Origin of the sequence: Prevotella sp. KH2C16, from assembly GCF_900113305.1 — a bacterium.
In the GTDB taxonomy this organism is placed as follows: Bacteria; Bacteroidota; Bacteroidia; order Bacteroidales; family Bacteroidaceae; genus Prevotella.
On sequence record NZ_FOOW01000006.1, the window covers coordinates 124345 to 147083 of the forward strand.

At 55.3% G+C, this 22739-nt stretch carries 18 protein-coding genes; 3 read left to right on the forward strand and 15 right to left on the reverse strand.

The window, feature by feature from the left end:
- Position 1: 1 nt before the first annotated feature.
- Both BM114_RS06195 and BM114_RS06200 read right to left on the reverse strand, forming a co-directional pair.
- The gene (locus BM114_RS06195; protein WP_369808404.1) at positions 2-3040 is read right to left on the reverse strand and encodes a SusC/RagA family TonB-linked outer membrane protein; all 3039 of its coding nucleotides are present in this window, start codon (positions 3038-3040) and stop codon (positions 2-4) included.
- Between the two features lie 338 nt (positions 3041-3378).
- Positions 3379-3999 (reverse strand): hypothetical protein, encoded by a 621-nt coding sequence (locus BM114_RS06200; protein WP_177207063.1) that lies wholly within the window; start codon positions 3997-3999, stop codon positions 3379-3381.
- A 374-nt stretch (positions 4000-4373) separates the two neighbouring features.
- Here BM114_RS06200 and BM114_RS06205 point away from each other — a divergent pair, with 374 nt between their 5' ends.
- Both BM114_RS06205 and BM114_RS06210 read left to right on the forward strand, forming a co-directional pair.
- Positions 4374-5672: an alpha-L-fucosidase gene (locus tag BM114_RS06205; protein WP_092111503.1), complete on the forward strand. Its 1299-nt coding sequence runs from the start codon at positions 4374-4376 to the stop codon at positions 5670-5672.
- A gap of 808 nt (positions 5673-6480) precedes the next feature.
- The gene (locus BM114_RS06210; protein ID WP_143089267.1) at positions 6481-7209 is read left to right on the forward strand and encodes a hypothetical protein; all 729 of its coding nucleotides are present in this window, start codon (positions 6481-6483) and stop codon (positions 7207-7209) included.
- 308 nt (positions 7210-7517) lie between these two features.
- Here BM114_RS06210 and BM114_RS06215 read toward each other — a convergent pair whose 3' ends face one another.
- Positions 7518-8855 (reverse strand): MFS transporter, encoded by a 1338-nt coding sequence (locus tag BM114_RS06215; protein ID WP_092111507.1) that lies wholly within the window; start codon positions 8853-8855, stop codon positions 7518-7520.
- A 67-nt stretch (positions 8856-8922) separates the two neighbouring features.
- Complete coding sequence (locus BM114_RS06220; RefSeq protein ID WP_092111509.1) at positions 8923-12711, reverse strand: DUF4922 domain-containing protein; 3789 nt, start codon at positions 12709-12711, stop codon at positions 8923-8925.
- 151 nt (positions 12712-12862) lie between these two features.
- Here BM114_RS06220 and BM114_RS06225 point away from each other — a divergent pair, with 151 nt between their 5' ends.
- Positions 12863-13984, forward strand: a complete 1122-nt coding sequence (locus tag BM114_RS06225; protein ID WP_092111511.1) for a DUF4253 domain-containing protein — start codon at positions 12863-12865, stop codon at positions 13982-13984.
- Between the two features lie 323 nt (positions 13985-14307).
- On the opposite strand, the gene BM114_RS06230 is transcribed toward BM114_RS06225, so the two are convergent.
- From BM114_RS06230 to BM114_RS06280, 11 genes are all read right to left on the reverse strand, one after another.
- Complete coding sequence (locus BM114_RS06230) at positions 14308-14919, reverse strand: hypothetical protein (RefSeq protein WP_255406446.1); 612 nt, start codon at positions 14917-14919, stop codon at positions 14308-14310.
- Positions 14920-14973: 54 nt separating this feature from the next.
- Entirely contained in the window at positions 14974-15384 is a 411-nt protein-coding gene (locus tag BM114_RS06235) for a hypothetical protein (protein WP_092111513.1), read from the reverse strand.
- Between the two features lie 70 nt (positions 15385-15454).
- Complete coding sequence (locus BM114_RS06240; RefSeq protein ID WP_092111516.1) at positions 15455-16069, reverse strand: hypothetical protein; 615 nt, start codon at positions 16067-16069, stop codon at positions 15455-15457.
- Positions 16070-16194: 125 nt separating this feature from the next.
- Positions 16195-16902 carry an alpha/beta hydrolase gene (locus tag BM114_RS06245; RefSeq protein WP_092111518.1) on the reverse strand — a complete coding sequence of 236 codons (708 nt, stop codon included), beginning with the start codon at positions 16900-16902 and terminating at the stop codon, positions 16195-16197.
- 176 nt (positions 16903-17078) lie between these two features.
- Positions 17079-18185, reverse strand: a complete 1107-nt coding sequence (locus BM114_RS06250; RefSeq protein ID WP_092111520.1) for a cation diffusion facilitator family transporter — start codon at positions 18183-18185, stop codon at positions 17079-17081.
- An 11-nt stretch (positions 18186-18196) separates the two neighbouring features.
- A complete protein-coding gene (locus BM114_RS06255; RefSeq protein WP_092111522.1) occupies positions 18197-18946 on the reverse strand; it encodes an MBL fold metallo-hydrolase in 750 nt (249 codons plus the stop codon).
- Positions 18947-19144: 198 nt separating this feature from the next.
- Positions 19145-19609, reverse strand: a complete 465-nt coding sequence (locus BM114_RS06260) for a MarR family winged helix-turn-helix transcriptional regulator (protein WP_092111523.1) — start codon at positions 19607-19609, stop codon at positions 19145-19147.
- A gap of 54 nt (positions 19610-19663) precedes the next feature.
- Positions 19664-20140: a glutathione peroxidase gene (locus BM114_RS06265; RefSeq protein ID WP_092111525.1), complete on the reverse strand. Its 477-nt coding sequence runs from the start codon at positions 20138-20140 to the stop codon at positions 19664-19666.
- Between the two features lie 194 nt (positions 20141-20334).
- Positions 20335-20790 (reverse strand): ferritin-like domain-containing protein, encoded by a 456-nt coding sequence (locus BM114_RS06270; protein ID WP_092111527.1) that lies wholly within the window; start codon positions 20788-20790, stop codon positions 20335-20337.
- 241 nt (positions 20791-21031) lie between these two features.
- Positions 21032-22045, reverse strand: a complete 1014-nt coding sequence (locus BM114_RS06275; protein ID WP_092111591.1) for a M20/M25/M40 family metallo-hydrolase — start codon at positions 22043-22045, stop codon at positions 21032-21034.
- A gap of 45 nt (positions 22046-22090) precedes the next feature.
- On the reverse strand, positions 22091-22510 hold the full coding sequence (locus tag BM114_RS06280; RefSeq protein WP_092111529.1) for a hypothetical protein: 420 nt from the start codon (positions 22508-22510) through the stop codon (positions 22091-22093).
- Positions 22511-22739 lie beyond the last annotated feature (229 nt).

A 22739-nucleotide genomic window follows, 5' to 3' on the forward strand; every position in this document is an offset into this window, starting at 1 on the left:
TTTAGAATGTAATGTTTAGACCGAAGGTATAATTACGCGTCAACGGGTAGTAAGTGCCGCTTACCAGCTCTGGATCTACGCTGTCGAAGCTTGAGATAGTGAAAAGATTGTCGATGCTGCCATAGATTCTCAGCCGGCTGATGCCATACTTGCCGAGCACCTTGGCCGGCAGGGTATATCCCAGCTGGATGTTGCGCATCTTGAGGTAAGACGCATCCTGCACCCAAAAGCTTGAGATAATCCGATTCTTATCGTCCTTCATCGAAAGGCGGGGCATGGAGGCATTCGGATTCTCCGGCGTCCAACTGTCAAGATACTTGTCGGTCAGCTTGCCACCATTGTAAAAGGCGTATCTGATCTCTGCCACAGGCAGTCCCTTCACGGCAGCCGCCCCCTGTAGCACGGCGCTCAGGTCGAAGCCCTTGTACTGTACATTGAAGTTAAGGCCATAGTTGACCTTCGGGAAATAAGAGCCCAGCACCTTGCGGTCGTTACTGTTCACCGTCTGGTCGTCATTCAGATTGCGATACTTCAAGTCGCCGGGAACAGGGTCTCCCATTGCCTGTGCTACATGGCTATCGATTTCCTGCTCAGAGCGGAAGATGCCGTCGCACACATAACCGTAATATGCCCACAACGGATCGCCTACCGACTGTCCCGGCGTGTCGCCGCCGCTGAGGTCTACAATCTTGTTGCGCACATAGCTGAAGTTTCCCGTTACGGAGTAGACGAGATCGCCGATGTGGTCGTTGTAGCCTACCTGGAACTCAAATCCCGTATTGCGCACTTTTCCTGCATTCTGCATGGGAGGATCCACACCCATCAGGCCGGGCATGGGCAGCTGCAGCAGGATGTCGCGGGTATCCTTGCGGAAGATGTCGAGCGTGAAGTTCAGCCTGTTGCCGAAGAGTGTAGCATCGATACCGAGGTTCCATTGTGCCGTCTTCTCCCAGGTAATGTCCTGATTGGCCATGGGGCTTGCGATGGAAATACCAGTCTGCAGCTTGTCGTTGAAGCTATAGTCATATCCGTAGCTGTAGGTGTTCTGGTAAGGATAATAGTTAACAGTCCCGTCAGCGTTTATGGTTTCCTGATTACCCAAGAGGCCCCACGAGAGACGCAGCTTCAGGTTGCTGAGCCATGACCGTGCCGACTGCATGAAGCTTTCCTCCGAGATTCGCCAGCCCATGGAGAAAGAGGGAAACGCTCCGAAACGCTTGTTCTTCGGGAAGCGCGAAGTACCGTCATAACGCAGGTTAGCCTCGAAGAGATACCTGTCGTCATAGACATAGTTCAGGCGTCCGAACGCGGAGCGGAGCGCATATTCCACTTCCGTTCCTCCCGTGCTCTGTCCGGTTACCTCACCCGCATTCAGCTGGCTGAGTGAATTAGGAATGTTCTTGCGCCTTGCATTCAGCCAACGCGTCTGTTGGTAAATCTGCGACAGGCCCAGGAGGCCGCTGATGGCATGCTTGCCGAAGGTCTTGTTGTAATCCAGATAAGCCTGCAGGTTGGTCTCAAAATGCTTGGTGTCATATTCAGAGATGAAGCTCTGGGTGGTCTTCACCAGCTCCGTCCCCTGGCCGCCCATTTTATAGAAGGGCATGGACATGGTATGCACGGGGTTATCGTTGAACTTGAAGGATCCTGCGGCGATGCCACGGAATTTCAGGCCGTCGAATATGTCCACGGTCAGGCCCAGGCTTCCCTGGAAGCTTGTCGTAATGTCTTTGCTGGTTCCGCCGATACGGGAATAGGCCACGGAGTTATGCTCGTTCTTGAAAAGAGGATAGCGTCCGTCAGCAAACTGTATGGGCGTTACGGGAGTCTCCCTGAAGGCATAGTGAATCAGGTTGTCCACGCCATCGGCCGGAGTGAGCTGCCTGCTCCTGTAGAAAGAGATGTTCGTGGAGAGCTTCACCCGCTTGTTGATTTGCGCATCAAGATTGGTGCGCACATTGAACTTCTTGAAGTTGGTGTTATAGATCAGCCCGTTCTTATCATAGAAGTTCAGGGCGAGCGAATAAGTAATGCGGTCGCCACCACCCTTTATGCCGATATGGTGATTGTGGAAGAATCCGTTCTCGCTGAGCAGGGCGTCAAGCCAGTCGGAGTCAGGATAACGCTCGGGATCGCTCCCGTCTCTGAACTTCTGGAGGTCAGTCTCCGAATAGGGAGCGTTCTGCCCATCGTTGGCATAGGCCTGGTTCATCAGTCTGGCATAGTCGTAGGAACCCACATACTTAGGCATGCGCGTAGCCTGCTGCCATCCCGCATAGCCGTCGTAGGACACCGTCGTACGCCCTTTCTGCCCGTGCTTGGTGGTGATGAGAATCACGCCGTTGGCAGCACGCACGCCGTATATGGCCGAGGCTGCGGCATCCTTCAGCACCGAGATGTTGTCGATATCGTTGGGGTTCACCTCACTCATGCTCGATTCCACACCGTCTATGATTACCATGGCACTGGCATTGCCCATCGTTCCCAGTCCGCGCACCCTCAGGATGCCTTCGTCGGCACCGGGAAGGCTGGAGTTCTGTATAATCGTTACTCCGGGCATCAGGCCCGTCAGCATGTTCGTAACATCGCTTCCCGTACGGTTCACCAGCTTGTCGGCCGTAACCGTGGCGATGGATCCGGTCAAGTTCACCTTCTTCTGGGTGCCGTAGCCCACCACCACTACATCCTCAAGCGTCTTGTTGTCTTCCTTCAGCGTGATGGCATAGCTGGTCTTTCCGGCCTCCACCACGAACGAGGAGGTCTGGAAGCCCACACAGCTCACCACGAGTTCCGTACCCTCGCCGGCCTCTATCGTGAAGTTGCCCTGCACATCGGTAATAGCACCGGTGCGCTGACCCTTCTTCACCACATAGGCTCCGATGATCGTCTCTCCGTTCTCATCCGTTACCGTGCCGTGAATCACATTGCCTTTCTGCTGTGAAATCATGACATAATTGTCCGACGGGGACGCCTGTCCCAGCATCGGAAACATGCACCATGAAACTGCACATAGACCCGCCATAAGAAGTTTCCTCCTCATTGCCTTTGGCCTGAGTTCTGATTTTGTTTTTTCCATAAAATAATTACATTGTAAGATTAATATATTACCAAAAGACTTAGGTTTCCCACAATATTAGTTGCAAATATAGTCATTTTTCCAAAAGAACAAAAACAATAGGGTGCTTTTTTCACGAAAATCTCCACTCCTGGGAAGAAAAACAAGCGGGAGATCCCTATATCTTATATAATATATTAAGGTGGAGTATGAATTGGATATATAACCGTTGTCCTTCTTGATGGCATTGTGTAAACGAAAAAAAAAGTGGCAGACGATGAGAATATCTCATCGTCTGCCACATCGTCTGGTTCCTGTTGGATCTATAATATTTTATGAATAGCCGGCTCGAAAACATAATAAGCATCAGGAGTCTTGAGCCCTGTGGTGGGTAGGACTGGCAGCTTGACCTTGCTAAGCTGGCCGAGAACCTTGCGAATCTGGTCTTCATTGATACACTTGCCAGCCCCTTCGAAAACGATAAACATCGGGAAGCATTTGTGCTCCTTATTATATACATACATGTTGGCCTCGAATGGATTGTTCCGCAAGTCATTGAAACGGGCGATTTGGTCAGCGGTCAGTACGCTCTTCAGAGCCTTGGTCAGCTCGGCACGGGCTGTGCTGGCTGTCTGACGAGCGTATTCCCGGTCAACGCTGTAGACTCTTGTCAACTTGTTCTTCTCGATATACTTCTCGGCTGCGTCCTTCTCGGCTGCGAAATAGTAGAAGTGAATCCTACCCGTCTTACCTTTGAAAGGCAGGTAACGAACCTGCTCCTCCAGTCCGCCATCGTGCTTTATCACATCTACATCCATCAGCCCCTTCAGGAATCCTTGTGCCTTTATTTGGTGAACGCCGCCAAATATTAATATCATTGTCAGTAAACAGAACTTGAAGACAGCCTTCATCGTCTGCTTTTTAGTGTTGTTTTTGCATTCCATACATTCTGAATTTAAAATTTCCATCACTTTGTTTCTTTCTTTTTTAATATCTTTTGCGCTTGCAAAATTACGAAAAAATCTTGGTTAGAGCATAGGGAAATGCCTATCAATGTAATCCTTTTCCCTAAAAAGTCCATATTGGTGCAGCTGGTTCGGATGCCCATGCGCAAGAAAAGCCGTCATCAAGATATAGCTATCTGATTGTTAAAAAAGGGTTCTAATAGTCTTTGTTGTTTCAATTCTATTCATTGTGGTTACGACTAAGCTTTATCCCAAACTGGGCTATAAATGCCAATCTTTAGTCTTTTTTAATAGAATTTACTTTGATATGAGCCAGTATTCTCGTAACTTTGGGCTGCTAAATTTACTACATCATGAAGAAAACAATCTTACTGTTCCTTTCCCTGACGGCCTGTCTGGGCGCGTTCGCGCAGTATCAGCCGACGCGGGAGAACCTGGAGGCACGCAAGGCTTTCCAGGACATGAAGTTCGGAATCTTTATCCACTGGGGCATCTACTCCATGCTCGGCGACGGCGAATGGGTGATGAACAACAAGAGCCTCAACTACGAGGAGTATCCCCACCTGGCCGGCGGGTTCTATCCCTCCAAGTTCAACGCCGACGAATGGGTGAAGGCATTCAAGGAAGCCGGAGCCCGGTACATCACCTTCACCACTCGCCACCACGACGGGTTCTCCATGTTCAAAACCGAGCAGTCGGACTATAACATCGTCGATGGCACGCCCTACGGCAAGGATGTGCTTCGCTCGCTGGCCGATGCCTGCAACCGCGAGGGGCTCTCGCTCCACCTCTACTACTCCCACCTCGACTGGGGCAGGCTCGACTATCCCCTCGGGCGCACGGGGCGCAAGCTCGGAAGACCCATCGACCAACAGAACTACGACAGCTACTTCCAGTTCATGAACCGCCAGCTCACCGAGCTGCTCACCAACTACGGCAAAGTGGACTGCATCTGGTTCGACGGCTGGTGGGACCACGACTCCGACAAGACGCCCTTCGACTGGCGACTCGATGAGCAGTACGCCATGATCCACCGACTGCAGCCGGCATGCCTCATCGGCAACAACCACCACCACACCCCCTATAAGGGCGAAGACATACAGATGTTCGAACAAGATCTGCCTGGACAGAACACCTACGGGCTCTCCGGACAGGACATCGGCCAGCTGCCCCTGGAGACCTGCCTGACCATGAACGGGAGCTGGGGCTACGACATCACCGACAAGAAATACAAGACCGCCGACTTCCTCATCCAGCAGCTCGTGGGCGCGGCAGGACGCAACGCCAACCTGCTCCTCAATGTGGGACCGCGTCCTGACGGACAGTTGCCCGTAGAGGCCATGGAGCGGCTGAAGGCCATCGGCAACTGGATGAAGCAGAACGGAGAGACCATCTACGGCACACGCGGCGGCATCGTGGCTCCCCACGACTGGGGCGTTACCACCCAGAAGGGCAACACGCTCTATGTGCACATCCTGAACCTCCGCGATGCATCGCTCTTCCTCCCCGTGGCCCCGCAGAAGGTGGCCAAGGCACGCCTGTTTGCCGGCAAGCAGCCCGTGGGCGTAGTCAAGTCCAAGGACGGCGTGCTCCTCCAGTTGCCCGCAGTGCCCAAGGGCGTGGACACCATCGTGGAGGTTACCCTGAAATAGAAGGATGCCATCTGAAGCCCCGCCTCCTCCCTCTCACAGGGAGGAGGATAAAAAAGCTCTCCCTAACCATTACCCCCCTCGTTGTCCATCGCACTGGCTATGCCGACAGCGACTACTCGGTCGATGACCGACGGTTCCCCAAGGGGAGGGCAACATGTGGAGGATTGATTTATTATGCTCCGAAGATACTGCAAAAAACGCAATGGCAGAGCATGATGAATCACGCCCTGATGACATTCTTATTCCCTCTATTTCATGACCCTCATTCCCCATTTTTCTTTTAGCCGTTAAAAGCTCTCCTTTTAGCCGTTAGAAGCACTCCTTTTAGCCGTTAAAAGGTCGCCTTCTAACGGCCTTTTACTTTGCGGGCGGAAATCAAACAGATATCAAGGGTTGTTATTCCCCACTTAATTTCATTAAAAAGAGTTATATTTATAATGGAATACAACTCAAACCATATCGTTAACTGCCCGCAGTTCTCACCGCGGAAGGCAAGGGCACAAAAAGCCGAAACAAGATGAAAACAAGGGAACGGGCTGCCACGGCTTCCGTCCGGGAACTAAATACTGACGGCTTTGCGGTATTCTGTTTGGCGTCTTGGCTGGTCTTTTTGCGGCATCCTCAGTTTAAAATTGCCCAAAAAGCAGTCTTGACAGCTGCCTGTTGTTTAATAAAGATTAAATTCCACGGCGGGGAATGACACCGTTTCTGTGTTGTCGCTATATTTATAAAATATTCCTCATGGCATGAAGGCTGTGGGGAAAAAGGCGATGTCGGCCAAGTAGACACTAACCCAACCTTCAAGATAATGAGATACCTGATATTGCTCGCTATGCTGCTTCTCATGAATGCAGCCGTCTGCGCACAGCCCGGCGAGCGGCAGAAACGGAAATGCGCATATGTGAAATCGGAATTCGACATCGAATGGAACATACCGAAAGGATTCTATGTAGGGGAGGAGGACAACCTTGTCTACGGGCCTAACCTGAGCCGTAAGTCCGGTGCCGTGTACGGCGGATTCACCTACTGGATGACGGCCCTGTCGCAAGGCGGAGACTGCAAGCTGCTCTATCCCCTGCTTACCCTGCTTACAAGGCTCTACCAGAGGGAGCCGGGCGACGGCAGCGCCGCCAACATCCAGCTTCAGAACGAGCTGTTCGGCGCGGTGAACGACGGTCTTCCCCCGTATCACGAAGCCTGGCTCAAGCCAGAATGGGCGAAATACATCACCGCCTATGGAGGCGAAAAGGCAAGGCGCGACTTCAACGCCGACCCCGTCTTCGTAGTCGACTTTCCTATCATCCGTCCGTTTCAGGATAAATACACCTACTGCTTGGGCATCTACCTGAAGAAGTCGGGCTACTTCCCTGTCTTCCTGAAATGTCTCCTCACCGACCAAGGCTACCGGGAGAAAGAACAATATCTTGATGCCGCCCGGCAGGCCGTCAAATATGGCGACGGACCGTGGAACTACGACCGGAAGAAAATAGAGGAGGCCTATTCAAAGGTGATGAAAGAAATAGGGAATAAGGAGTAACCTCTTCTCCCCCAGCCATTATCTTCCTCGTTTGTCCGTCGCACCTGCTATACCGACAGCGATTGCTTGCAGACGACCGACGGTTCTCCCAAGAAGAAACGGATTAGGAATAAAAGAATAAAAGCCAATAGCCAATCTGCCTCTGCAGGAGGAAATCAGGGAGAGGCCGTAAAAAGAAATTTGCAGGAGCGTGATGAATCACGCTCCTTTTGTCTGTCTGACATTGTAAACCGTTAGCAACCTGATAAACCCAAAACCCTACAATATTTATCTCACCCTTTTCCTTGAGAAAGAATCGACATGAAGGATTATTCCTCCTTCTTCCCGAAGTGCGGGTCGATCTTGAGGAAGGCGGTAACGAGATAGGTTACGGAGCAGAAGGCCACTACGATGAGGAAAAACATGCGGTAACCCACAGCCTCCTGCAGCGCACCGGCAAACAGGCCGGGAATCATCATCGAGAGTGCCATGAAAGCCGTGCAGATGGCATAGTGGCTGGTCTTGAATGCTCCGCGGCTATAATAGATAAGGTAGAGCATGTAGGCCGTGAAACCGAATCCGTAGCCGAACTGTTCGAGGAAGACACAAGCGTTCACCGTGAGCAGACTCGTGGGCAGCGCATAGCTCATGTAGACATACACGAGGTCGGGAATGGTGATGGCCATTACCATCGGCCAGAGCCACTTCTTCAGTCCGTCCTTGCCGGCCGCCATACCGCCGAGGATACCGCCCAGCGTGAGGCCTACCACGCCCACCGTGCCCTGCACCAACCCGTATTCCTGGGGTGAGAGACCCAGTCCGCCACCGTGGCGTGCGTCGATGAGGAAGAGAGCCGACACCTTGGCCAGCAGGCCTTCAGGCATGCGATAGAGCAGCATAAATAGGATTCCCACGAGCGCATCGCTGCGCCAGCTCCAGCGGCTCACGGTCTCACGGCTGCCGTCGGCATGTTCCACCACCTCCTCATGCTCCACGCGGAAGAAGGTCTTGATGGTGTTGAGAAACTCCCGCCAGATGGTCAGCACGGAGATGTCGCGGCGGGGCGCGTCCTCGCGGGGGCGCGGCAGGATGTAGGCGTGCCACAGCCAGAGGGCTATGAAGAGCCCCGTAACGCCATAGAACATCAGGCTCCACGAAAAGCTGATGGAATTTCGGTAGATGACTTGCAGGTTGCCTGCAATCATCACGAGAATGCCCTGCCCGAAAATGGTGGCCAGACGATAGAAGGTGGAGCGGATGCCCACGAACCAGGCCTGCTGGTGGTCGTCGAGCCCGAGCATGTAGAAGCCGTCGGCAGCGATGTCGTGGGTGGCACTCGAGAAGGCCATCACCCAGAAGAAGAACAACGAACCCTGCAGCCAGAACGAGGTGGGAATGGTGAAGGCCACGCCTCCGAAGGCCGCACCGATGAGCAGTTCCATCGACACAATCCACCACCGCTTGGTGCGGATGAGGTCAATGAAAGGACTCCATAGCGGCTTGATGACCCACGGCAGGTAGAGCCACGAGGTGTAGAAGGTAATCTCGGCATTGCTCAGGCCGAGCTGCTTGTAGAGGATGATGGAGATAGTCATCACGGCCACATAGGGAAGCCCCTCGGCAAAATAGAGGGTCGGTACCCAGCTCCAAGGTGTCTTTGCTCTCATAGAATCATGTTGGTTGTCCGTCCTGCCCCTGCTCCGCCCTCAAAGGGCAGCCGTCGGGAGGGTGCGGTTATTGATAGATTTTTTGGATTTCAGCTCCCTGATAATAGTGCAGGAGGATGTCATGGTAGTCATAGCCCTGCTCGCCCATCACGGCGGCGCCTATCTGGCAGAGGCCCACGCCGTGGCCCCATCCTGCCCCGTGGATGACGAACCGCTGCGGGATGCCATCCTGTAGGTCGAGCCTATCGACCACGAAGGCCGAGCTGTAGAGGTGGGTCTCACTGAGCGCACGGCGTATCTCCAGCTCCTTGCCGATGGTGAAGGTGCGCTCGGTACCCACGATTTTGAGCTTCGAAATGCGCCCGCTCCTGCCCCGCTCCACGGGAACGAGGTCCACGATGGCACCGAAGTCCATCTTCAGCTTGTCCGAGAGGAGCGCAGAGAGTTCACCCTGACTGTACTCCACCGTCCACCGATAGAAGTCCTGCGTCTCCTGGTCATAGTCGTTGAGCACCTGGGCGAGCACCTTGCGGTCGGCCGTGTTGCAGAATGCCGGCTGATTCGTGCGTATCCAGCGGTCGGCCTCGGCCTCCACCGTGAGGTCGGGATTCTGCCGCTGTGCCGGCGAGATGCCCTGTGCGATGTCGCGCACGGCTGTCAGATAAGGCTTCGGGGTGTTCTCCCAGCAATACTGATATTCCTCGGTCATACCACCGCAGCATTTGGAGAAGCGGGCGTCGCAGATGTCGCCCTCCGAGGTGAGAATCTGTCCGCGAGTGTCGCTTACGGCTTCGGCCACCCGTCGGCTGGTCTCCTTCGTGATGCCCTGATAGCGCTGGCAGTGGTCGTCGGCACAGACATCGAAGATAGTGTGTTCCTCACGGTCGTACCAGCGGATGAGCTCGTCGTCTTTCTTGATGAACGAGAAGAAGCTGTCGGTCTCCTCGCCGAGCCGCTGTCGCCGCTGCATCTGGGCAAGAAGCCAGCTGCGTGAGATGACGGCATGCGCTTTGAGTAGCTCCAGACTGGAGGTGGCACTCATCTCGCTTGAGATGACGCTCTCCAGATATTGCTCTACGGGCAGCTCGTTGATGGCGCAAATCTTGTCTTCCTCGACCACGAAGCGCAGCGTCCCGAGGAAGGTCTGCATCTCCTTACGCTCCCAGTGGAAGTTGACGCCGATGGTAACATCGTGGAGCGAGAAGGAGGCATCCGGCCGTTGCGGGGTGAACTTCAGTTCCCTGTATTGATTGCCGTTCCACAGGATTCCGCCCTCGGCAAAGCTCACTACCTGCTCGCCGCTGATTTCCTCGCCCTTGGCGAGATACGGTCGGTTGAGGGCAAAATGAATTTCCTCGCCACTCACGATGCCCACGCTCACCTCGGGTTCCTTACGGTAGAGGTCGGAAAAGCGCAGGCTTTTCTCCTCCCCGCGGTCTTCCAGTACGGCCGTAACGGCGGCCATCTGTTCGTCGTCAAGGCTCACCTCTTTTAATATAGAGACCGCCGTGGCTGCATCCATACGGGCAAAGTCTTCGGCTCGCGGCGTTATCAGGAGTCCGCTCATGTCGAGCGCACCGGGGCTGACCATCATCTGATCCGCCCCCGACCGGTAATAGCAGTCAGGGCGGTGCTTGCGACGGGGGAAGACCACGCTCACATATTCGTCGGCCGCACGCCATGCCACGATGTTCATCATCGGCTCTGTGTCGCCCTCCTGCACGGGCAACACCTTGTAGAGCTGACGGAAGAGACTGGTGTCGGGCTCCCTCGTCCTACTGCGGATGACGAAAGCCGGGACGGGAAAGTCATGCAACAGAGAGAGAGTGGCATCATCGCCGAGCGTTACTACGACCTGCAGGCTACGACTCAGTCGCTGCCACTCTCGCTGCAGGGGAAGGATGCCGCTTGTGCCAGCCTGGAAGTGCAGGTGGTCAGGTGCCGACGCGCCGCAGCGCGGACCGTTATAGAACACCGTCAGATAGGCAAAGCGCTCCAACAGCCGGTGCATCTCGCCATAATTGTGCAGGATGGCCTGGGGCTGATGCGCAACGGCGGGGATTGTGTAGTGTTCGGGCAGGATGGGATACGGGTTGACAAGTAACTGAAAGCGGGATTCCAGGCCTTTCTTCATCTGCTGTGGCGGACGGTTCTCGTCGCAGAGGAAGCAGGGACGCTCCGCAAGACTCCTGCGGTCGATCCTCGCCCCCGTGGAGACCATGCGGGCGGGATTGAACTGCACACGGAGGGTGGTGTCTCCACAAGAGAGCTCACAGCTTTCCACCGACTTCAGATCGTGAAAGTGGCGGTGTGCATCCTCCCACACCTCAAGCTGCCGGTTGAAGAAGCGTTGCAGACTGTCGCCCATGAGAGGGTCGGCAGTCCCCGTATTCATCCGCTGGCGGGCGTTCAGCTCCAGCGTGCGCAGCCGGTCTTTATAGAGATTATTGGCATTTGTCCGCTCGATGTTCAGCGCATGGTCGCTGTTGCCTGTCCAACGGCGGCAGAAGTAGAGCTCGTCATAGATGCGTCCGATGCGGTAGTGGCGTGAGAAAGCCAGCCCCACGGCGTAGTCTTCTCCGTAGCTGGTGTTGGGGAAACCAATCTGCCGGAGCAGCGGCGTGAAGAAGGCGCGCGGCGCGCCCAGTCCGTTGATGCGCAGGGCGTTGTTGCAGCCGTTCTCCTCGGTCCACTCCCGGTGGTCGATAAGTCCCGGCGGCAGCGTGTGAAGGTCGAAGTCGCACATGCGGTAGGAACCCACGATCATCGCCGCCTTCTGCCGGTGGAACTCATCGACGATGCGCTGCAGGGTGTGGGGCGAGGAATAGAGGTCGTCGCTGTCGAGCTGCACGGCGAAGCGGCCGCAGCGCACATCGTGCACGGCCATGTTCCAGCAGCCGCCGATGCCTAAGTCGTCGCGCTCTGGGACGAGATGACACACCTGCGGATCCGCAGCCGCCAGCTCGTCGATAATCTGCGGCGTGTGGTCGATGGAATGGTTGTCTACAACGATGACATTAAACCTGAAATCGGTCTGCTGACTGCAGGCCGACCGCACGGCGTCGGCTATCGTCCGCTCACGGTTGTACACGGGGATGACGACCGAGGCCTCAAATTCAAAGTCCTGTTCGCCGAAGTCGGGCTGCGCATGGAGCGAGGAATCAATGAGCGCACTCATCTCACGGAGATGCTCGGTGCAAGCTCGCTCCATTTCAACCTGTACTTCGCGGTTGCGTGGGTCCACATAGTCGAACTGCCGCTCGCCTTCCTTGTGTGCCCTGGCCTCCCGTGTCGTGTAGAGATATTCGTTCAGATGGAATATCTCTCCACTACGGGAGAGGAAGAGGCGCAGGTCGTAGAACCCCGCAAAGTGATAATCGGGATGCGGCAAGGCGGCATATTCGCGAAGCAGCGATGACCGGATGAGCAGCAGCTGACCGAAATCGAAGTCGTCGCGCAGCGACCCTTTCTGATAGTCTATCAGCGGATGACTGCGCCGCTCGCCATCCTCCATGGAATAATGGTCGGCATAAAGCAGGGCGGCATCCTCGTCAACAGCCGCCCGCAACATGCGCTCAAGGGCGTAGTAGCCGAGGCTGAAGGGTGTGGCCTTCTGGCTCAGGAGCACATACTCGACTTCGGCCCGAGCCGCTATCTGGAGCATCGTGGCCACGGACAGCGGCGAGTCTACCTCTACCAGTCGGCAGTCGCCAGGAACACGGGCGTCCCTGGCAAACCCGGCCGACACCAATAGATAAATATATCGCGTGGTCTTGCTCTGCCTCAAGGCCTCGAGCGTGCCCTCCAGCGCACCCAAGTCATCGCAAGGCAGGAAGCAGTCAATCAATTGTCTCATCTTTCTGAAAAACCGTTTTACTGATTGCAAACTTACAAAAAAAACGGGAAAACAGGGATAATTATAAGAAAAAACCGTATCTTTGCCCGGATAAATAACGGGAAGAGAAGACAACTTTCCCGAAATAGCAACAAATCTAAAACTACAGGACATGGACTTACAACTGGCAATCGTGATAGGACTGGTCGTCTTCTTCGCCGTCTGGATTCTGCTCTACCAGCGCAAAAGACGGCAGGAGGCACAAATGGGGCTCGACCTCGAGACCATGATAGACAAGGAAGACTGGCAGGGTGTGTGCCGACTATTGCGCCGACAGCTATGGCTCTGGGGAGCCGTCATTGCCGCCACGGGCTTCGTCCTCGTCGGCCGCCTCATGGTCGGAGGAAGTCCGTTGGCTCCCGCGCTGATGCTAGCCTACTTTGTCTACCGCTACATCCCGCTCGTGAAAAGCTATCGAAACGCCGCCTACAACAGGCGCGTCCAAGGCGAGGAGCAGGAACAGAGGGCGGCTACGGAGGACACCGTACGCCAGTTTACCACTCTCATAGATTGCAACTATACAATCCTGGGCAGCGATTGTACCGACGAGAAGGCAACAGCGCGCTATCAAGAGACCTTGGAGCGCGGCAGGAAAGAAGGCTTTTGGCCGTGCATAGCTTATGTAGATGAGATTCTCTTAGACTCGATGAACATCGCCATAGAGAGCAACGACGGCACAGAGCCGACGGAACCTTCCCTTCAAATCCTCACACAATGGCGCGAAAAACAGCTCCATAAGCCCGTGGGCAATGGCAAGGCTTTTTTGACAGAAACTCTTCAGGAAAAGAAGGATTTTGTGGATACTCAAGGCGAAGGCTGGTGGCAGCGGGATGTCATAGGCGAGGAAGTGGACGCTGACGAGGTCGAAGCGATGAGTGTGCTGACGCAAGCTTCCGACACGGCGGTCGCCGTACTTCTCGAGATTCCCGTCAAGGAGCCGTGGCAAATCTTTGCTTATCTCCCCTACGGAGGGTGGAATGAATGTCCCGAAACAGAGCAACACATGAGCGTAGCCCGGTATTGGTATGAGCAATACGGTGCCGTTCCGGCAGCCATCGGCGGCGATACGGTGCAGTATTTTCTGACGAGACCCTTCTCGGCGGTCAACCTCGAAGAGACAGCACTGGAGCATTTTGCCTATTGCGAAGACTCCATCTCCCAAGGTTACGGAAGTATCTCAGCATGGAAGGCAGCCCTTCCAAAGTCGTCCTACTGGTTTTTCTGGTGGGACTGACCCGCCTTGAAAAGGTCTGGTATAAGTGCAGGTCTTATTCAAAAGTTCTTCACCTCCGCTGAAGGGTTTCTTGCGAAAGTTGCAAGAATTCTTGCCATACACCCTTGATACACATATTTTTGTCCTTTCTATTATTTGGTAACCCTAAACAACGCATGCACATTCTTATCGTAGAGAGACTTGTTCTGGAGGTTATCTGAATCTCTATGGTACACTAATACTTTTGTTATCCCATGCAAAGATATGTATATTTTTTTTCGGCTATGCAAGAAAAAGACAAGAAAAAAACATATTCCCCGGTTTGCCCGCCCTAATCAGGGATTTTATCTGAACTCAATACTCACAAGGAAATAGTGGGGAATATGAAAATAATCGCCCAGTTGTTCCGGCCTTACACCTGACTGCACGACCTCGCAATAGGAGGCTGTGCCGTCGACATGTCGCGTAGGCGTGATAACGGCAAAAAGAGCCCTGCGTTCATGAAGCCCTACCTGCATTTCTTCGCTTCTGCCGAAGAAGTCCTTCACTGTGTAGGAATCGGTGTCCGCATCGAGCCCGAAATACTTGGTCTTGCTTGAGAAGAAACTGCCATGCAGACTCACTTTCAATTTCTGGCCGGCTATCTTGAAGAAGAAGCGCAATGAAGCCCCATCATTCTTGACACGGAAGATGTCGTCCTCTGTCCCATCAAACAAGACGGAACTTGCCACGAGCCTTCCCTCCTTGAACTCATCAAGGGTGACGGCATAGCTTTTGCCGCGCAGACCGGAACCCGAAAAGTCTACCTGCTCTACGAAGATGTTCTCGAAGAACAGCACTTCCTGCAATTCCTTGTCGGCCACGCCGTCCCTCAGTTGCAGCCTGATCGTGTCCCCCGCCCAGGCAAAGACTGTCGTCCATGTCAGCAGGAGGATGAATAAAACTCTTTTCCCCATCGTATATTTCTTTCCTTATCAGTTACTTCTCTGTGTAAATCTCCATGCAGAAGCCTACTCTTGCTCGAAGATAAAGCGGGCGAAGATGTCCCCCGCCGTAGGATGCACCTCCAGCACGCGCCGTTTGCCCGTGGCGTTGGGCTGGAGGGTTATGGTGAGCACATTCTTCTCCACCTTGCTGTCGCTCCATGTGCCCGCGATGTGATAGATGCCGTCGGGTCTGTCGAGGTAGACACCGTCTTCCTTGACACTGCCACCTCCCAGCCAGATGCTGGAGTAGTTGGTGCAGGTGAAGGTGTAGGTGCCGCCCTGCGAGGGTACCTGCACCTTGTGCTCCTTGTCCACCGGGACATCGGCGCGCCACTTCATGGGATCCCAGTCGCCGTCGAGTCTGTCGCCGCACGAGGCAAGGGTGAAGGCGACCGCCACGAGGAGGAGCGTCGCCAAGAGGTTTTTCTTCTTCATAGTCTTTTGTTTTTTTAGTCAATCGCTCTTAGGGTGAAGCAGGCGGAATATCCGCATCGCACAGAGAGCCTCACCGCCACCTGACGGAATAGTTGCGACGGATGGCTGACAGCTCGCCCGGGCTCATCTGTCGAAATATCGACACGGCGTAGGCAATAGAGCCGTCGGAGTGCGTTCCCTTGCCCTCGATGGCGTAGAGGTATCTCCCGTCGGCCAGGCCGCTGAGACTGAGTTGCAGCAGCCGCCTGCCGCCTACATACACCCCGTTGTCGGTCTCATCGTAGGTGTAGGCGTCGCGCACATAGCCCAGTCCCCCGTTCTGAAAGCCCCTGGCATCGTTGTAGACAAAACTGGTAACGGAGTCGCGGTCGAAGTAATAGTGTACGAAGCCGACCCCGTACATGCCCCTCCTACTGGTGGAAGGACCGAAGACACCGTGCGACAAGACATTGTAACTCTCCTCGCAATACCAGCCGTGGCCAATAATCTGGCTCTCAAAGGTTGCCTTCGACACCTTCGTCAGTCCGGGCCACTGGGCCACGCCGTCGTCGGTCATGTCGACCATCGAATCCATGATGCAGATAATGGGTTGATTCTCCTCATCGTCGCCGCCGCACGAAACGAGCATCACGGTCATCCCCACGACGAGGAGGGAGAGAGTGAGAAATAACTTGTGATTCTTCATCCCTTGTTCTTTTTAAAGGTTTTCTCTTATTAAACGCGGAAAGGCCGTAACCTTGCATGATGCAGCCACTCTTTTAAGATATTTTAAAAGAGCGTGGGGCGGATAGTCCGCTGCCCGCCAGCCATTCACAAGGTGGCTGCCTCGTGGCTGTCCTCGCCTTGCCGCAGCATCCACGAGATGCCCCTTGCCATGCGCCATGCCCCCTGCCGGAAATGGTTGCCGGGGTTGAGCTCGAATGCCGTGTTGATACCAGCCTGCCGATAATACTCATAAAGGTTGCGGGTGGCGTCTTCCACGGTCGTCAACAGCTTTATCTGCGAGAAGCGCTCCCTGTCGCCGAGCGAGAGGTAGATGGCCTCGGGCGTACGGCAAAAAGGATGACTGCGCGCATAATCGATGAAACCAGGATACCAGAGCGACCCCGACCCAGAGACCACTCCGCTGAACACATCGGTGTTATAGGTCGACCACAGGGCAAACAGCCCGGCCAGCGAGTAGCCAGCCACGATACGCCGCGACACCGGCAGTCCTGCCTCCACCTGCGGGATGACCTCTCCCGTCAGCACGGCGAGCCACTCCCCAGCCTTTCCGCCGCAGGGCTCGTCATCGGCAAAAAGCTTGTCGATGGGCCACGGAGACAGGTCGTCGTTCCAATCTACACCGCTCACCTCCACCAGCGTGAATTCTCCTGCGCCCATCTTCAAGCACTCCTCCCAGACGGCGTATCCCTCGCCGCGTACGGTGTGGAGGTAGACCGTTGCCGCGGGCCTGTCGGTCTGGCCGAACAGATTGATGTCTTTTCCTGCTATCTTCATGTCGGCAAATATACTCATTTTTTGTTAAAAACGGGCAGAATCGCCTTGAGATTCTCGCGAAAAATAATCTGCCCAAAGATTTGAAAAAGAATAAAAGCCAATGGTCCTCCTCCTGGGTTTGTTCCCGTTCCTTGGGAGAGGGTTAGGAGTAAGGTTTCATATCCTCTGCAGAAGGAAGACAGGTGGAGCTCCCTCTACTCCTCACTATAGTTATGATCGATGGCGATATCGAAGCTATAGTCGGGATAATCGGCTTTCAGCGACGCAACCAGCGAAGCGCACAACGCAGCGTCATCCTTCACTTCGTAGTCAGGCATGATGTCGAAGATGATCGCCTTTCCCGGCCGGTCCACGAAGAAGCCATGGGCGGAGCGGATGCCAGGATAGCCGAACACGCGCTTCATCACATCGTGCTGTATCCGTGCTATGGTCGTGTCGCTCGTGTTGATGGCGTAGAAGCCCACGGTGGCGATGATGCCGAACCGGCTGTAGAGGCACTCCGAGATGCGGCGTCCCAAGAGGTGGATAGCTGATGCCGAGGTCGTATCAAGCACGCTCACATGGAGCGAGCCGATCATCGTGTCGGGGCCGTAGGTGTGGAGGATAATGTCGAACACGCCGTTCACGCCCTCAAAGGCCATCACCTCCTCCTTGATCCGTCTCACCAGCTCGCCCGAGATGCGGCAGCCCAGCAACTCGTTGACGGGCGACTTGAGCATGTCGACACCCGACTTGATGATGACCAGCGAGATGGCGGTGCCGAGGATGCCATCGATGGAAACATCCCATACAAGCATGATGATGGCCGACACCAGCGTCGCCAGGGTGATGAGCGCGTCGAAGAGTGCATCGGCTCCGCTCGCCTTGAGGGCGTCGCTCTTCAGCTTCTGCCCCTGCATCTTGACATAGCGACCCAGCACCAGCTTCACGACGATGGCCACCGAGACGACCACGAGCGTAAGCGTGGTGTAGTCGGGGTGCACGGGATGGAGCACTTTCTGCAGCGACTCCACCAGCGAGCTGATGCCCGCAGCAAGTACGATGACCGAGATGACGATGGCTGAGAAATACTCTACCCTGCCGTGACCGAAGGGATGCATGCGGTCGGCAGGTCGCTCGGAGAGCTTCGTGCCGAGGATGGTAATGCCCGACGAGAGCGCGTCGCTCAGGTTGTTCACGGCATCCATGATGATGGCTATCGAGCCTGCCACCGCGCCGACGACGGCCTTGAAGGCGGCCAGCAGCAGATTGGCGGCTATGCCGACGACGCTGGTGCGTATGATTTCGCGATTTCTCTCCATGGCGTGTGTCCTTACAGCTTCATCACGCGCTTCATCTCGAGGTTCTCGTAGCCCTCGGGGCAGTGGGTGGAAAGATAGACGGTGGGATGGGTGCCGACGAACTCCCTCACGCGATCGAGCGTCTGACGGGCGGCCTTGATGTCCTCGAAAACGATGCTGAGCTTATTGGCCTTCAGGGCTGCGTCGCAGTAGGTTACATCTCCGTGGATGAGATAGAACAGCCCGTCGGCCTCCACGATGACGATGCTGTTGCCCTTGGTGTGCCCCTTGGCCTCGACGAACCAGATGCCCTCGGTTACCTTCTGGGCGCGGGGGAAATTGTAGCAGGGGCCGTCGGCATAGGTCGCACGCACGATGTTCTCGCCCTCGAGTTTCATCGCATCGGCGTCCTCGGACGAGATGTAGACCTTGGCCTGCGGGAAATACTGCAGGGCGGCCGAGTGGTCGGGGTGCTTGTGGGTGATGAGAATCTTCGTTACCTGCCCGGGCTCGTAGCCCAGGGCGGCGAAGGCCTCCATGTAGTCGGCCATCTTCTCACCCATGTAGAGCGGCGCGCCCAGCTTCTTCTCGGGAGCCTTGAAGCCGTTCTGGAAGCCGGTGTCAACGAGTATCACCTCACTGCCGGTGTCGATGAGGAAGTTCTGCAGACTGCTGCGATAGATAATCTGCTCATCGAAATGCTCCTTGTCTTCTTCTCCGCCAAAGGCGAACGCCTGGTTCATGAACCCATGGTCGAACATGCGGATTGCCTTGATTTCCATAATGCTGTTGTTTTTTAGAAAGTGTGAGGGTCAGCCACGCAGCCGTCTGGCGGCCTCCGGGCAGACCCTTTATAATATCCTTACGCAAAAGTAATCATTTTCTGTCATAACAGCAAGCACATGACCTCAAAAATATTCAGGCCCGCCCTGTGCCGTCTGTTTTCTCCGTCATGTACCGGTCTTCAGCGGGCGGGACACTTACTGGCCGTCAACCGCGCGGTCGCACACCGTCATCTTCGCGATGAGCTCGTCGAGCAGGGGGACGAGTCCTGTAAGGGTTTCCGCGTCGAGGCCGCAGCCGGCGAGGTCGGTGCCCATGCATCCGGGAATCCTGGCCGCCTCGCGCTTCAGGCCCTTGCCCTTCTGGGTGAGGAACACGATTTGCTGCCGCTTGTCGGTGTCGCCGCAGCGACGAGCCACGAGGCCTTGATTCTCCATGCGCTTGATGAGCGGCGAGATGGTGTTGATGCCCAGCAGCAGCCGCTTGCCGATGTCATTGATAGGCAGTTCGTCTTTCTCCCAGAGTACGAGCAGCACGAGATACTGCGTGTAGGTGATGCCCAGAGGCCGGAGATAGGGCTCATAGGCTTGGGTAATGAGACGGCTTGCCGTGTAGAGGCGAAAGCAGAGCTGCCGGTCGAGCTTCAGTTGATCGTATGCCATGATGCCTGTCTTTTTTAGTGGTTAGTCAGCTTTGGCCTTGCCCTGACGCTTCCGTCAGAGCATGGCCTCTATGTCTTTCTCCAGACTCTTGGGCTCCGTGGTGGGGGCATAACGCTTGATTACGGTGCCGTCGCGCGACACGAGGAACTTGGTGAAGTTCCATTTGATGGCGTTGGTGAAGAGCCCTCCGGTCTGCTTGCGCAGGTAGCGGAAGACGGGGGCGGCATTGCGGCCGTTCACATCCACTTTCTTCATCATCTGGAAGGTTACTCCATAGTTAAGCTGGCAGAAGCCGCTTATCTCCTCGTCGGTGCCCGGGTCCTGGTGGGCAAACTGGTTGCAGGGGAACCCGATGACCACGAGACCGCGGTCCTTGTATTTCTGGTTGAGTGCCTCCAACCCCTCAAACTGGGGCGTGAAGCCGCATTTGCTGGCCGTATTGACGATGAGCAGCACCTTGCCTTCAAATTGCTTGAAGTCTATCTCGCCGCCTTTGCTGGCGAGAGCCTTGAAATCATAAATTGTTGCCATAACTTGTTTTTCCTCATCTCCTTTACCTCCTATACTTCAGAGCCTATCAGCCCTATAAGCCCGAGGCCTACGAGGGTGGCGGTCATATATAAGAATGTCATTATTTCCATTATCCTGAATCTTCTGCTTTTATATTTATTAAAGCGTGGCTCCCGCCGTTGTATGGGAGGGGAGCCATGCGTCTGGAGGGGTTCTTAGAGTTGTCTGAGCAACCAGTTCTCGCGGCCGATGAGGTCTACCATCGCTACCTGCTCCTGACTCCAGTAGAGGTCTTCCTCCTCGTCGGCCAAATAGCCCTTCATGATGTCGTAGGTGGTGGGATCGTCCTTCAGGCCTTCCATGCAACCGTAGAGCAGTTCCACGCCCTTCTCCTGGATTGCGAGGTCGGCCTTGATGTAGTCCACGGGGTCTTTCACGAGCTCACGGCCTTTCTGATCCTCAATCTTCACCTCGCCGCCGAGGTCGTTGATGCGTTCAATGAACTTCTTCACCCAGCCCATTTCCTCGTCGTAGTGGCCGGTATACTTTTCTCCGAGCTTCTTGAAGCCCATGGCCTCGAAGTGCTTGCCTTGTACCAAATGGGCAAAGGCGCCGTTTGTCAAACCTGTGGTGAAAAACTGTAATGCTTCAATTGAATTCTTTGCGTTCATAATCGTTCGTTTTATTTTTTGTTTAATTATTTGTCGTTATTTGTCCTTGTCGTGTGAAATCCGTTGCCGGTTTCTTTTGACAATGCAAAGATACAACGATTATTTTATATCGCAAGCGATTCAATTAAAACCTTAACAAGCTTTAAGAAATATCGTGCACGATTGTTTTCTTTTAAACTTCCGTTAACATTATATCGTGCACGATATGAAGAAAAGGGAGACTGACGACGGCTTCCCTGCCCTACGGGTTGGCCATGCGCCACGCACAGAGGTAGGCTGCGCGGGTGATGTCGGCCGTCTTCTCGTAGTTGATGAGCTGCGGCTCGTCGGTAGGCTGGTTGTAGTCGGGGTGGCCGTCGGTGTGATACCACACCACGGGCACGCCCTTGCGGGCGAAGGAACCGTTATCGCTGCCGCCCACGGGATAGTCCCAGGCTCGATAGTCGGGGTCGAGACGCAGACCGTATCGCTGCACATCGCTCCGCAGCCAGTCGGCATACTCGGGATGGGCGGCGGTGTAGAAGTAGACCATGTAGGGCAGGTTGTCGGGCTTGTGGTTGCGCCCTATCATGTCGAAGTTGATGTATCCTTTCACCTTATCTATATAAGGGCAGGTCTCGGTGAAATAACGGGAGCCGAGCAGACCCTCCTCCTCGCCGTCCCAGAACGCAAAGACCACCGTGCGCACGGGCTTCGCACCGCTCTCGGCAAAGGCCTTCATGATCTGGAGCACCGCACTCACGCCCGAGGCGTTGTCGTCGGCTCCGTTATAGATGGCGTCGCCCACAAGGTGGACATTCATGCCCTCGTGGTCGAGGTGGGCGCCGATGACGACATATTCGTCGGTACGCTGCCCAGGTATCGCTCCCAAGATATTGCGCAGCCGAAGGCTCTGATAGCGACTTTGCCTGATAAGGGCTACGCTGTCAACCTCCGCGAACCAGCGCGGACGACCGAGGGTGGCACGGCTCACGGCCTCAAATGTTTGACCATAATCTTCCAGCAGGGGCTGCACACCCTGTTCCCGGAGGCGCGAAATGATATACTCCGCCGCCAGCTGCGCCCCCTCCTCGCCTGCCTTGCGACCCTTGAGCAGGTCGCTGGCGAGGAAGTAAACATGCGCCCGGGCGGCCGCCGTGGTGATAGACTGCAGGCCTCGCTCACGGAGAGCGGCAGCCTGCTTCTGGGATTTCTGCGCCCACGCCCCACACGCGGCGAGGAGCAGGAGTGCCATCAGGATGAATTTTCTCTTCATGGGTTCATTTTCTTTCAGGGTGTGCGGGCGGCTCTGCACGGGGCGTCATACCACCGGGGCCGCCTCTTCGAGCGCCTTGCGGTAGCACTCACCATAAGGCAACCTGAGCTTGTCGGCCATTAGAGGGAAAGCCTCGAGAAACGAGCAGTAGAGCCATGCGCCGAGGCGATAGCCGTCGAGGGTGCCCTCGCTGACCGACGGCAACCGGTAAGAGCCCTGCAGGTCAATGCCGCCTTGCGAGGCTGCCGTGGCCGTGAGGGCGATGCTGCGCACGCTGTCGGCATCCATGCGGCTGATCTGACGCAGCACGGCGGCCATCTCGGCAATCATGCGGTCGTCGTCAAACGGCGGCGTGGCGGGACTTGCCGTCTCCCTCACCTGCGTGATGCGCCCCGCCATCTCTTCCGCGCTGAAGAGCGAGAGGCTTGTGTCGGTCTTGGTTTTCCTTGTCTTTCGTCGTTGCATAGAGTATGCGATTGTTATATGATTGAAGCTGCCCGTCAGGCAGTCTATGGCTTCCCATGCGATTACACGCCGTGTGTAACATGATTACACGCCGTGTGTAACGGCATTACAAGCGGCGTGTAACAACAAGGTAAACTGCCATTGGCTCTTATTCTCTTATTCTAACCTCTCTCTAACTCTCCCCCAAGGGGAGAGAACTCCCTCTCCTTGGGAGAGGAACGGGGAGAGG